The following is a 13,308-nucleotide window of genomic DNA, read 5'->3' on the forward strand; positions in this document are numbered from 1 at the left end:
TTACAGTTCTTTCCTGCTATTAATTTCATTAATGAGTGAGTCCACATCGCCCAGCAGCTTCTCGGCTTTCTCCTTTGCGTCCTGTATCACGCGCTGGCCCTCCGATTTGGCCGTGGTGGGCATGCTCTCGCCCTTGGCGATCAGCTGCTCCAGCAGGTCTGATAGGGTATCGCGGTATTTCTCCAGGCGGTAGCTCAGCCAGTATCGTGTTTCGCGCCCTTTCTCAGGGGCGAAAAGTATACCGGCCACGGCTCCTACAGCGGCGCCGGACACAAAAGCCAGCAATGCACTTGTCTTCTTACTCATAGGTCTAGTATGCTTATTTATCTCGGGTACAAACTTTTTCTCATACTACGGAGAAATTGCCGTAAAGGCCGCCTTTGCCGGACCAGGCCTACTTGTTGTCTATCAAGCCGCGGCCGGATTTGCGAATATCGCCTTTTGCCGTCAGTTCCTGTGCCATCTTATCCAGCACACCGTTGATAAACTGCTTGCTCTTGGGGGTGCTGTACAACTTGGAAATCTCGATGTACTCGTTGATGGTTACCTTTACCGGTATGCTGCGGAAGATGTACATCTCGCTGAGGGCCATCTTCAGGATGATCTTGTCGAGCAGGGCCACGCGCTCCACGTCCCAGTTCTTTACGCTGGCCGCGATCATGGCCTCATACTTCTCGTCCTGCTCTACCGTCTGAAAGTATAAATCCTCGAAGAAGGCTCTGTCATCCTCCCAGTTGGCCGACAGGTCCAGCAGTTGCTTTTCCTCCTCGGCCTCCTCGGCAAAAATCTTGACGGTTTTGTTTACCAGGCTTCGTACAATCGACTTGTTCTCCACCCAGTTCAAGTCCTGCTCCTCAAACAAAGATTGTAAGTTTTTTTCTTTAAAGATAATGTTTTTAAAAATATGTTTCACCACTTCAGCGTCCTCTTCCAGGGTATGGGCAGGCTGGCTGACGTAGCTCAGGAACACCTCGTCCTTCTTCAGGATGTTCTTGTAAACGGCGCGGATCTCGCTGATGTCGGAGCCCCAACTGATGTTGCGGCGGATGATGCTGTCCTGGTAGGACTTGCTCTGTAGCAGGCGCTGCACCACAACATTGCGCAGGAAGGCGGTGGTATCGGGGCCCTCGGAGGCGGTAAAGCGGTTGGCTTTTTTCTCTTCCTCCTCCTCTATCAGGCTCACCACCACCTGCAGTATCTGCAGCGTGCCCAGGTAGTGGTCGTAGATGCGCTCCACGGCGCTCAGCATCTGGTTGCCGTAGTACCGGAGGTCCTTCTTGGTGGCATTTTTGTAGAACACGATCGCTCTGTTCACCGCGTCAATGGCATCTTTGTCGGCGCCTTCGGCATCGAACTCCTGCTTCTCGTACCATTCCTTGAACATCAGCGTGGCCATTTGCTTTCTGCCCTCGAGCAGCTTTCGGTCCTGCACCTCCATGGAGTTCAAATCGGGCGCGAAGTCCTCGTTTATCTGGTCTAAGGCCAGCAGATAGTCTGAACTTACGGCCTGCTGATAGGCATAGATCGCCTGCATCGCCTTAATTCGTAATGTTCTGCGGTTGAGCATAATCTTATTTTAAAGAGCGTGTGTTGGGTAAAGTATAATTTAGGCCGGTGGCCCGGTAAATCGTTTTTCCTGCTACTTAAAAGCGGAGAAGGCAGGCGATAGTTCCGCAGTTTGGGGATGTAAAGCAAAAGTGCCACAGGTTAATGCAGCACTTTTGACTTTAACGGTATCGGTACAGAACCTGTATACTTAGTAAGTGGAATGCACCTTGCCGATGCTCTCGATGCGCTTCTTGGCCATTTGCATAGCGGCAGCCTGGGTATGGATGCCCTCTTTCTCGGCAAGCTCAAAGATATCCAGGGTATAGCCGTAGATACGCTCTGTCTGGGCATAGGCGCTCTCGCGGTTGTAGCCGATCAGCTCAGAGTACACGTTGATCACGCCGCCGGCATTGATCAGGAAGTCCGGGGCGTAGAAGATGCCCTTCTCAACCAGCGCAGGGCCGTGCACCAGCTCGTCGCGCAGCTGGTTGTTGGCCGAGCCGGCAATCACCTGGCACTTCAGGCGGCTGAGGGTATCGTTGTTCACTGTGCCGCCCAGGGCGCACGGAGAGTAGATGTCCACGTCCAGGTCGTAGATCTCATCCATGCCCACCACTTTGGCGCCATACTTCTCAGACACCTCGCGCAGGCGGTCTTCGTAAATGTCGGTGATGAAGATCTGGGCGTTCTCCTTGGCCAGCAGCTCCACCAGGTAGCCACCCACGTGGCCAACACCCTGCACAGAGATCTTCTTGCCTTCCAGCGAATCGGAGCCGAATGCCTTTTTAGCGGCAGCCTTCATGCCCATGTACGTGCCGTAAGCCGTTACCGGAGAAGGGTCGCCGCTACCGCCCATAGACTCAGGCAGGCCAGCCACGTGCTCCGTCTCCATGCGGATGTACTCCATATCCTTGGTCGTGGTGCCCACGTCCTCAGCGGTGATGTAGGCGCCGTTCAGGTTCTTCACAAAGCGGCCGTACCGGCGCATAAACGCCTCGCTCTTGTCTTTCTTGGCGTCGCCGATGATCACGGCCTTGCCGCCACCCAGGTTCAGGCCTGAGATGGCCGCCTTGTAGGTCATGCCTCTGGAAAGACGCAGCACGTCGTCCAGCGCCTCGGCCTCCGAAGCGTAAGACCACATGCGGGTACCACCCAGCGCCGGGCCAAGCACGGTGTTGTGTATGCCGATGATAGCTTTCAAACCAGTCTCCTTGTCGTGGCAGAAAACAACCTTCTCGTGGTTGTGCTCTGATATCTGATCAAAGACTGATTTGTCTCTTTTCACTTCAACTTCTTTTAATTCCACCATTGATAGTTTTGATTAGGGGTTTTCTATCTTTGTGAAGGGGGAGGCAAAAGATCGCCCTCACCGTTTCGCGCTGCAAAATTAAATCTTTTTTTGGTTATTTCAATTTGCGCGGGCTATCTCTGCGTAAAAGCGCAAAAGGCTTCAAGTTCTGACTGTGAAATCGTTACGATATTTAAATAAATACCTCCTCAAGTATAAGCACAGGCTGCTGCTGGGGCTGGTTTTCATCATCATCTCCAACTTCTTCCAGATTCTGCCGGCGCAGGTGGTGCGCTACGCCTTTAACCTGATAAAAGAGGGCATTAACCTGCACGGCCTCTTTGGCGGCATGGCGCAGCAGGAGCTGGTGTACGATATCTTCTCCCGAAGTATACTTGTCTACGGCGTCATCATACTTTTAATGGCGCTGCTGCGCGGCGTGTTCCTTTTCTTTGTGCGCCAGACCATCATCGTGATGAGCCGTTTGATAGAGAACGACCTCAAGAACGAGATTTACGCGCACTACCAGAGCCTGCCGCTGAGTTTTTACCGCAAGAACAACACCGGCGACCTGATGGCGCGCATCTCCGAGGACGTGAGCCGCGTGCGCATGTACCTGGGGCCGGCCATCATGTATGGCATCAACCTGGTGGTCCTTTTCCTGATGGTGATCCCCTACATGCTGTCGGTGAACGTGAAGCTGACCATGTATACGCTGATCCCGCTGCCCATACTTGCCGTCAGCATTTACTACGTCAACAACATCATCCAGCGCAAGTCCGACGAGATACAGCGCAGCCTCTCGGGCATCACCACCTTTGTGCAGGAGGCCTTTTCGGGCATCCGGGTTATCAAGTCCTTTGTGCGGGAGGAGGACTCGCACAACAACTTCACCACGGCCAGCAACACCTACAAGGACAAGTCGCTGGAGCTGAACTTTGTGAACTCGCTGTTTTTCCCGCTGGTGCTGTTTCTGGTGGGCCTGAGCACGATCATCACCATTTACATCGGCGGCCAGGAGGTGATCAACGGCAGCATCACCACGGGCAACATCGCCGAATTCATCATCTACGTGAACATGCTCACCTGGCCGGTTACCTCGCTGGGCTGGACGGCCAGCCTGGTGCAGCGCGCCGCCGCCTCGCAGGAGCGCATCAACGAGTTCCTCAACACCAAAAACGACATCGTTTCCCGCCAGGACATCAGCAAGGAGATCATGGGCGATATCCGGTTTGAGCACGTGGACTTTGTGTACCCGGATACCGGCATCCATGCGCTGAAAGGGGTTTCGTTCGATATCAGGCACGGCGAGACGCTGGCCGTGATCGGCAACACCGGCTCGGGCAAGAGCACCATCGCCAACCTGCTGCCGCGCATGTATGACGTAACGGGCGGCCGTATACTTATTGACGGCGTAGACGTGCGCGACTATAACCTCGACAACCTGCGCGGCCAGATCGGCTACGTGCCGCAGGACGTGTTCCTGTTCTCCGACTCCATCCGCAACAACATCGGGTTTGGCCTGCCAAGTATAACCGAGGAACAGATGGTGCAGGCCGCCAAAGACGCGGACGTGTATGAGAATATCGCCCGCTTCCCGGAGGGCTTTAACACCAAGCTGGGCGAGCGCGGCATTACCCTCTCGGGCGGACAGAAGCAACGCGTGTCTATTGCACGCGCGCTGGTGCGGGAGCCCAGCATCCTGATCCTCGACGACTCGCTCTCGGCCGTGGACACCAAGACGGAGAACGCCATCCTCAACAGCCTGCGCCGCATCATGCAGAACCGCACCAGCATCATCATCTCGCACCGGGTATCGTCGGTGAAGCTGGCAGACCGTATCCTGGTGCTGGACGACGGGGAGATCGTGCAGCACGGCACGCACGAGGAGCTCATCACCCAGGACGGGCTCTACAAGCAGCTCTACGAAAGGCAGCTGCAGCAGGAGGACGTGTAGTTCGTTTACCGGCTCCCGGGTGCCATTGGCCGTACTTCGGGTTACTTATGCTTTGCAAACATAGCTTGTGGGATTTTTTTAGCGCGAAATCTGTTATGCTTACGTATAGCAAAATTACTATCATCTTTTCACCCACTAAACGCACTGCATATGGCCATCGACTTACAGCAAATTGGAAAACGGTTCAGGTTCTACACCAACCTGAGAGAACTGGAAATGGAGGACCTGACTTCCATAACCGGCAGCGACGCGGAAACCCTGAACAACATTATCCACGGCCGCAACATTGTGCTGGATGAGCTGGTGTCCATTGTGAAGCATTTTGATGACCTGAACCCGCAGTGGCTCATCTACGGGGAGGGCAGCATGTTTAAGCCCATGGATGCGGATGGCCAATGCCATGAGCCGAACAAAAAGGACTGCCTGAAGAAAGACAAGGCCGCTTACCTGCAGCAGATGAAGAACATGCTCATAGAGCTTGACGCTGCCGAGGTGGCCAAAGGCCATAAGCCGGATATTGATGCCCTGATGGCGAAACTGGATCAACTGCGGGCGGCACAGCAATAGTGCCGCTTTTTTTATAGGTTATACTTTACTCCCGCACCGCGATGCCGTTAAGTATCAGGTTGATGGTGTAAAGCACGTCCCGCTCGATCTTCTCGAAGTCGATGGAAGGGAGCTGGTGGAAATCGGCGCGCTGGAACTCCTCAAACTGGATCAGGTCCTTCACCGTCATCATGGAATAGCCTACCCGCTCGGCCTCGCAGGGCACAAAAATACCTTTGGCCATCCCTTCCTTGATCACGTTGGCGTAGTAGTTCGTCTCCTTGCCCCTGGACTCGCGGAACAGCTCCTGAAACATGGCGCGCGTCTCGATCAGCACTTTGATAGAGATGGTATGCTCCGAGACGATCTCCTGGTAGTAGCGCAGCGAGGACTGGATGTATAACAGCAGGCGCTTGTGGGGGTTAGGTTCATGCTCGGCCAGCTGCTTGATGTGCGAGAGGCGGGCCTTCCACTCCTGCGAGAAGGCCTCGATGTAGAGCAGCTCCTTGCTTTTGTAGTAGTAGTAGAGCGAGGGCTTTTTCATGCCGATGGCCGCGGCGATATCGTCGAGAGTGGCCTTGCTGTAGCCCAGCCTGCCGAACACGCTCTTGGCTGCCTCTAAGATCAGCTCTTTTTTAGCCTCTGCCTTCTTGCCCAAAGTATGATTGCTGTAGTTTCAGAAAGGATGGAAAGTATAAACCCGCTCTTCCCAAAGGTATAGTATAAATCTATATGTGCAAGTATGCCGCTACTCCTTTACCGGCACCTCCAGCACACCCTTATCCTCCTCCGGGAACCACTCCACGTAGAACTCCTCCAGCTGCAGCTTCTCCTCCTTGGCGTAGTCGAACACGGCGGCGTAGAGCTTCTTGGGCAGCAGGGCGATGCTGGCCGTTGCCTCGGCACGGATCACTTTGCGGCCGCCCGGCACCGCGCGCAAAGTATAGCCTTCGGGTAGATTATCTGTGGAATCGGGGATGATGATGCCGATGAAGGCGCGGATACTGTCGCCGCTCCTGTCAGGGTTGTTGTAGTAGATGTTGCCGGGGTGCCCCTCCAGCGCCTTCTCCTGCAGCACCTGCGATACCCGCTGAAACGCCTTCCCCATCGCCTCGTCCTCCATGGAGCCCTCGAACGAAACACCTGCCACGTACATGGGTTTAGAAGTGGTAAGGGTAACATCGGGTGAGGTAAATCCGCCCTGGAAAGTATAAAACACCAGCACAACAGTGACAATGCCTGCCAGGGTGTAGAAAATCTTCTTGTTCATTATTGGTCGATCATGTTCTTGTACTGCATCTGGTAGAGCTGCGCGTAATAGCCGTTGTGCTCCAGCAGCTCTTCGTGGTTGCCCATCTCCTTCAGCTCGCCGCGGTCCAGCACCAGGATTTTGTCGGCTTTCTGGATGGTGCTGAGGCGGTGCGCGATGACAATGGAAGTGCGGCCGTGCATGAGCTGGTCGATGGCGTATTGTATCAGCTCTTCGGTTTCGGAATCCACGCTGGAAGTGGCCTCGTCGAGAATGATGATCTCCGGATTATAGACCATGGCGCGCACAAAGGAAATAAGCTGGCGCTGGCCCACCGATAAAGTGGCGCCGCGCTCCATTACCTGGTAGTGCAGCCCGCCCGGCAGCCGCTCGATGAACTTACGGGCTCCCACCAAATCGGCGGCGTGCCACATCTGCTCCTCGGTTATACTTTTGTTGCCCAGGCTGATGTTGTCGGCGATGGTGCCGGAGAAGAGGAACACATCCTGCAGCACCACGCCGATGTGATGGCGCAGCACGCTCAGGTCATACTCCTGCAGGTCGTGGCCATCCACCACAATATGCCCTTTGTTGATCTCGTAAAAGCGGTTGAGCAGGTTAATAACGGACGTTTTACCGGCCCCCGTCGCGCCCACAAACGCCACGGTTTCGCCCGCCTTCACGTCAAACGAGAGGTCGCGCAGCACCCAGTCCTCATCTTTGTAGGCAAACCATACATGCTCGAAGCGCACATTGCCTTTTATCTTCTCCGGGGCATAGGTACCGCTGTCCGGAATCATTTCTTTGCTATCGAGCAGGCGCATGAGGCGCTCGGTGCTCACCACGCCCAGCTGCAGCGTGTTAAAGCGGTCGGCGATCATGCGGATCGGGCGGAAGAACATCTGGATGTACAGTATAAACGCCATCAGCGTGCCCAGCGTGATCTCGTTCTCTATCACCCCGTACGCGCCATACCACACCAGCAGGCCCAGGCCCGCCGCGCCAATGATCTCGGCCACTGGAAAATAGACGCTGTAGTATAGAACCGAGCGGACGTTGGCGCGGGTATGCTCCTTGTTGATTTCCTGGAACTTCTCCATCTCGCGCTTCTCGTTCGTGAAGATCTGCACGATGCTCATGCCCGTGATATGCTCCTGCACAAAAGAATTGAGCCGCGCCACCGCCGTACGCACCTCCTGGAAGGTATCTTTTATCTTTTCCTTAAAGATGTAGGTACTGATGAGCATGAGCGGGAACGTGGACAAACTCACCAGGGCCAGTTCCCAGTCGATGTAGAACATGAAGCCCAGGATGAACACCAGCTGCAGGATGTCGCCGATCATGGCGGCCAGTCCCTCGCTGAACACGTCCGAAAGCGTTTCCACATCCGACACGTTGCGGGTAACCAGGGTGCCGATCGGGGTGCGGTCGAAGAACTTGAGGCGCAGGTTGAGGATGTGGCGGTAGAGCACCACGCGGATGTCGCGGACCACGTGCTGGCCCAGCCAACCGGCAAAGTAGGTATGCAGGTACTGCACCACGGCATGCACCACCAGCAGCACGCCCAAGATCACGAACATGCGGTTGAGGCCCTCCCAGTCGTTGTTCAGGATCTCGTTGTCCACGGTCCACTGAATCAGGAAGGGGCGCACCGCCGCCAGGATGGCCGACGCGAATGTCAGGAATATGATAAAGTAGAAGATCCTGATGTAGGGCTTCACAAACGTGAAAAGCCGCTTCAGCACGTCCGAGTCGAATACTTTACCGGTTTGTTTAGGTGTATCTTCCAAAAGTATGCTTCTGCTAGAGTATGGTTATTGCCACTGCACTGTCTCCTCTGTACGGGGGCTATGGTTTAACCGATTGTAAAGTTAATGGTTTTAGAGCAGGTTTCTCAGGATTTATAAAGCAGGGATAGGTGCTGATTGCTAATTGTTGCCTGCTGATTCCTATACTTGTTGGTTATACTTAACTCTATACTTGCCTTCCCTGGTGCAAGTCTTCAGACTTGTATCCTACGTTGGTGCCAGGTCTCTGACTTGGCTGGCTTGAAAAGCCATACTTGTATTGGCCATGCTTTTATTCTTTTCTGGCGCAAGCGTCCGCTTGTGCCTTTTTATACTTTGGCTATACATTATGCTTTTTATACTTGCTGTTCCGGACATCCTTGTCCGGAACCAAAGCTGCTGCGGATTTCCTAATCCGCGTAGGGCATACTTTATACTTGAACTATACATCCCATAGCCGCCGCTTCCTTTAACCTAACACAAGCTATCCTTGCTAGCAACCGCTGATCCTGTAGTTCCCACAAATCTACTGTTGCATTTCCTGCTTTGGTGCTCTCAAGCCCGAGAGGGCTCCCCGAAATGCTTCGGGGTAAACTCCTTCCCGCTCGGCGCTGGGAGATTTTCCTGCCCTCGTTCCTCGGGCTGCCTCGCTGCCGCTCGTCACCGGAAAAACTCGCATAGGCGCCTCACAGAAAAACTGGAATCAACCTCGATAGCTATTGCCTTTGCTATGGAACCTATACTTGTCCACCAGTCAATGGCGGAAAAGTCCCCCTTGGAAGGGGGCAGGGGGATGTAATCGGCTGCTGAAGCTCCCTCCCCTGTTTTTAGGGGAGGGTTGGGGAGGGGTTACCACAGCAGGGGTGGTTGGCCCCACTCCAGTAAAAAACAAAAAGGCCGGAGCTATTCGTAGCTCCGGCCTTCCTATACTTCAGAATCTATACTTTATACTTTGGCTTCTACGGCTATTTCTACTTTGGCCAAAGCCTGTTCCACGTCAGAGATAATATCCTCCGGGTGCTCCACACCTACGGAGATGCGGACCATTCCCTCCCCGATGCCCATTTTGGCGCGGTCGGTCGGGGAGATGTCGGAGTGGGTCATAGAGGCGGGGTGCTCGGCCAGCGACTCGGTGCCGCCCAAACTTACCGCCAGCTTGATCAGCTTCAGGCTGTTTAGGAACCTGAACGCTTCTTTCTCGCCGCCTTTGATATCAAACGAGATCATGGAGCCGGCAGCGGTGCACTGCTTCTGGTAAATGGCCTGCTGGCGCGGGTTGTCCTGCAAATCGCCGAGGTAGTAGATCTTCTCCACTTTCGGGTGCTGCTTCAGGTAATTGGCCACGACTTCTGCGCCACGGGCTTGCGCCTCCATGCGTATTTTCAGGGTCTCCAGGCTGCGCATCAGCATCCAGCCGGTCCAGGGGCTGGCCATGGAGCCGGTGAAAGTGCGCATGCCCTTCACCTGCTTCAGCAGCGCGGAAGAACCAGCACAGGCGCCGGCAATCAGGTCGGAGTGACCGCCGATATACTTGGTGGCAGAGTATAAAACTAAATCAGCGCCGTGCTTAAGCGGATGCGAGAACACCGGGCCCAGGAAGGTATTATCTACGGCCACCACTACTTTCTTATCAGCAGTGGAATGTTTCCGGGCCAGCGCCACGCATTCCTCAATATCCACCAGGTGGTTGGTCGGGTTCGCCGGCGTCTCCAGAAAGACCATGGCTAGTTTACCGGCTACGCCGCTCTCCTCCAGTTGCTGCGCAATTTCCTCCAGGGTGGCACAAGCCTGAAAGCCTATACTTTGGATGCCGAACTTGGGCAGGATGTTCTTGATGTAATAGTCGGAGCCGCCGTAAATGGGCTCGCTGTGCAGGATCACGTCGCCGGGCTTGAGCAGGGCCAGCAGCGTGGTGCTGATGGCGGCCATGCCGCTGGCAAACACGGCGGCTTCCTCGGCACCGTCCCAGAAGCGGAGGCGGTTTTCGAGTATCTCCAGGTCGGGGTTGTTGAGGCGGCTGTAGATCAGGCCCAGCTGCTCTTCGGCGTTCTTCTCGCGCAGGCCATATGCCAGTTCAAAAAACGCTTTGCCCTCTTCGGCACTTTTAAAAACAAAGGTGGATGTTTGGTAAATCGGGGCTTTCACGGCCATTTCCGACCACTCGGGGTTATACCCGTAGCTCATCATTAAACTTTCCGGCCGCACGTGCTTTCCGTTCAGGTGCGGACCCAGATGGTCCTCTTCCAGTTGCATAGTAGGTTAGTTAGGGGTTAAGGTTGATTAGTTTTAAGGTATAAATAGTTCAGATGGATACGCTACTTTGGCCAGGTACAAACCCTCCGATGGCGCTGCTCCGCTGGACCGGCTCCTGTCCTGACTGGCCACGATCTGCTCAAACTCGGGCACCGTCAGCTTGCCGCGGCCTACATCTACCAGCGTGCCTACCACCAGGCGCACCATGCCGCGCAGGAAACGGTTAGCCCGGATGGTAAATTGGAGTTCCTCGCCCTCCTGCTGCCACACGGCCTCATACATGTGGCAACGGTAATGCTTGGTGTCGCCCTTTACTTTGCTGAAGGTAGTAAAATCCTCGTACTTAAGTAGTATGGCGGCGGCCTCATTCATCTTTTCCACATCCAGCGGACGGCTGTGGTACCAGGCATGGTAGCGCTTAAATGGATTTTTACGAAGCGTGATGTGGTAGTGGTAGGTGCGGGCGAAGGCATCGTAGCGGGCATGCGCATCAGGCTGCACCAGGTATAAGTTGACGGCGGAGATATCGTCCGGCAGAAGGCGGTTGAGGCGGTAGATCACGTGCTGCGGGTCCAGGGGCTGCTGTGCATCGAAGTGCACGAACTGCTGGCTGGCATGCACGCCCGTGTCGGTGCGGCCGCTGCCAGTGGTGCTGATCGGCTCGCGCAGCACCTTGGTTAAACTATCCTCCAACACCTCCTGCACCGACAGGGCATTGGGCTGCACCTGCCACCCATGAAACCGGGTTCCGTCGTAAGCTATCTCTAAAAAATACCGCATGTGCAAAGGTATAAAAAATCCCCGCACACGCTTTGAGCATGTGCGGGGATCTGTTTAGCAAAAGCTGAAGGTAAATTATTAGTTTGAGGTGGTGCGGCCCCTGCCGGCCTCATCCAGAATCACCTGGCCCAGCGTGCGGTTTCGTGTTCTGCGGCGGGTCTCCTCACTTCGGCGCTGCTCCTCACGGCTTCGCTCCCAACGCTCGTCATCCCTTCTTCTTTCCTCCTCCCTGCGCCTGTTCCATCTGTCATCATCCCGATCCTCATCGTCGTGCTTCTTCATGCGCTTCTTATATTCTTTCTCGTACTCCTTCTCCCGTTTCCACTCCGCATGGGCGCGGTGCTTTTCATCCACAAAAGATGGTTTGCCTTTTGCTTTCCCCTTACCGTTACCATTCCCGTGGCTATCGGCCAGCGCAGCCTGTCCTGCAAACACAAAAGATAACATGAAGGCAATCGTCAGTAACTTTTTCATATGCTTCTTCCTTAGGTTCAGCTCACCTAATGCAAAGCAGGTGCCAAACACTATATAGCCATACTACATGTTGCTGTTGAACCCAATGTCATAAATTAAAAGAGCCCGTTCCACAGCTGAAACGGGCTCTTTTAGCAATATTTTATACTTGTCTTTTTCTCCTGGTGAAGTATGATTCGTCAATATAAAAGTATGCGGAGCAAGGGTTTTGATTATACTTTCTCATAGATCACGGCCACACCCTGCCCTACGCCCACGCACATGGTGGCCAGGCCATACTTTACGTTGTCGCGGCGCTTCATTTCGTGCAGCAGCGTGGCGGAGATGCGGGTGCCGCTGGCCCCCAGCGGATGCCCAATGGCAATGGACCCTCCATTCACGTTCACGATCTCCGGGTTGATCTCCAGTTGCTGCACGCACGGCACAGCCTGCGCGGCAAAGGCCTCGTTTATCTCGGCCAGGCCGATGTCGTTTATACTTAGCCCGGCGCGCTTCAGGGCTTTTTGAGTGGCCGGCACCGGCCCCATGCCCATGTGCGCCGGATCCACACCAGCCACGGCCGCCGATACCACACGCGCCATCGGTGTGAGGTTGTAGCGTTTCAGCATCTCCTCGCTCACGATAATAGACACGGCAGCGCCATCGTTGATGCCCGAGGAGTTACCGGCCGTTACCGAGCCGCCTTTTTTGAAAGCTGGGGCTAGTGTGCTCAGTTTCTCTACAGAAGAAAGGCGCGGGTGTTCGTCTGCGTCGAAAACAATGTCCTCGCCTTTGCGCTGCGGGATGTGCACCGGCACGATTTCATCTTTGAACTTACCGGCCTCAGCGGCAGCTTTATACTTTACCTGCGAGCTATGGGCAAACGCATCCTGGGTTTCACGTGAAATGCCGTAGCGCTCCGCTACATTCTCGGCTGTCTCGCCCATTCCGAACGGGTAGTGCAGCTTAGACAAAGCCGGGTTGGTAAAGCGCCAGCCGATGGTGGTGTCGTAGATTTCAGCAGAGCGCGAGAAAGCTGCTTCGGCCTTGGCCATCACGAAGGGGGCGCGCGTCATACTTTCCACGCCGCCGGCCAGGTACACGTCGCCGTCGCCGCTGGCAATGGCGCGGCTGGCATCGATAATGGCCTGCAGGCCGGAGGCGCAGAGGCGGTTGACGGTAACGCCGCCAATCTCCTGTGGCAGCCCTGCCAGCAGCAGCGCCATGCGGGCCACGTTGCGGTTGTCCTCTCCTGCCTGGTTTGCCGCGCCCATCACCACGTCTTCGATCAGTGCGGGGTCCAGGTTGGGGTTGCGGGCCACGATCTCTTTCAGCACCAGCGCGGCCATGTCATCGGGTCGTACCGAGCTGAGGGTGCCGCCAAACTTGCCGACAGGGGTCCGAAGTATATCAACTATGTAAGCAGTGCGCATCTTAATTTTAGTTT

12 protein-coding genes are annotated in these 13,308 nt (G+C 55.1%); 2 read left to right on the forward strand and 10 right to left on the reverse strand.

The window, feature by feature from the left end; translation table 11 throughout:
• From A3841_RS05630 to A3841_RS05640, 3 genes are all read right to left on the reverse strand, one after another.
• Positions 1–306: a YtxH domain-containing protein gene (locus tag A3841_RS05630; protein WP_073851348.1), complete on the reverse strand. Its 306-nt coding sequence runs from the start codon at positions 304–306 to the stop codon at positions 1–3.
• Positions 307–394: 88 nt separating this feature from the next.
• Positions 395–1,567: a transcription antitermination factor NusB gene (nusB, locus tag A3841_RS05635; RefSeq protein ID WP_073851349.1), complete on the reverse strand. Its 1,173-nt coding sequence runs from the start codon at positions 1,565–1,567 to the stop codon at positions 395–397.
• 189 nt (positions 1,568–1,756) lie between these two features.
• Complete coding sequence (locus A3841_RS05640) at positions 1,757–2,857, reverse strand: Glu/Leu/Phe/Val family dehydrogenase (protein WP_073851350.1); 1,101 nt, start codon at positions 2,855–2,857, stop codon at positions 1,757–1,759.
• 154 nt (positions 2,858–3,011) lie between these two features.
• Between A3841_RS05640 and A3841_RS05645 the strand changes: the two genes are divergently transcribed.
• On the forward strand, positions 3,012–4,793 hold the full coding sequence (locus tag A3841_RS05645; protein ID WP_073851351.1) for an ABC transporter ATP-binding protein: 1,782 nt from the start codon (positions 3,012–3,014) through the stop codon (positions 4,791–4,793).
• Positions 4,794–4,943: 150 nt separating this feature from the next.
• Positions 4,944–5,360, forward strand: a complete 417-nt coding sequence (locus A3841_RS05650) for a hypothetical protein (RefSeq protein WP_073851352.1) — start codon at positions 4,944–4,946, stop codon at positions 5,358–5,360.
• Between the two features lie 25 nt (positions 5,361–5,385).
• Here the strand turns inward: A3841_RS05650 and A3841_RS05655 are convergent, their stop codons facing one another.
• The 7 genes from A3841_RS05655 to A3841_RS05685 form a co-directional block, all read right to left on the reverse strand.
• On the reverse strand, positions 5,386–5,997 hold the full coding sequence (locus A3841_RS05655) for a TetR/AcrR family transcriptional regulator (RefSeq protein ID WP_073851353.1): 612 nt from the start codon (positions 5,995–5,997) through the stop codon (positions 5,386–5,388).
• Positions 5,998–6,087: 90 nt separating this feature from the next.
• Complete coding sequence (locus tag A3841_RS05660) at positions 6,088–6,609, reverse strand: GyrI-like domain-containing protein (protein WP_073851354.1); 522 nt, start codon at positions 6,607–6,609, stop codon at positions 6,088–6,090.
• Positions 6,609–8,378, reverse strand: a complete 1,770-nt coding sequence (locus A3841_RS05665) for an ABC transporter ATP-binding protein (protein ID WP_073851355.1) — start codon at positions 8,376–8,378, stop codon at positions 6,609–6,611. Before A3841_RS05665 ends, A3841_RS05660 begins: the two co-directional genes overlap by 1 nt.
• Before the next feature lie 942 nt (positions 8,379–9,320).
• A complete protein-coding gene (locus A3841_RS05670; RefSeq protein ID WP_073851356.1) occupies positions 9,321–10,628 on the reverse strand; it encodes a cystathionine gamma-synthase family protein in 1,308 nt (435 codons plus the stop codon).
• A 33-nt stretch (positions 10,629–10,661) separates the two neighbouring features.
• Entirely contained in the window at positions 10,662–11,408 is a 747-nt protein-coding gene (truA, locus tag A3841_RS05675) for a tRNA pseudouridine(38-40) synthase TruA (protein WP_073851357.1), read from the reverse strand.
• A 78-nt stretch (positions 11,409–11,486) separates the two neighbouring features.
• On the reverse strand, positions 11,487–11,882 hold the full coding sequence (locus A3841_RS05680) for a hypothetical protein (RefSeq protein ID WP_073851358.1): 396 nt from the start codon (positions 11,880–11,882) through the stop codon (positions 11,487–11,489).
• Between the two features lie 212 nt (positions 11,883–12,094).
• A complete protein-coding gene (locus A3841_RS05685) occupies positions 12,095–13,294 on the reverse strand; it encodes a thiolase family protein (protein ID WP_073851359.1) in 1,200 nt (399 codons plus the stop codon).
• Positions 13,295–13,308: the final 14 nt, after the last annotated feature.

Origin of the sequence: Pontibacter flavimaris (assembly GCF_001907195.1) — a bacterium.
Taxonomy (GTDB): Bacteria; Bacteroidota; Bacteroidia; order Cytophagales; family Hymenobacteraceae; genus Pontibacter; species Pontibacter flavimaris.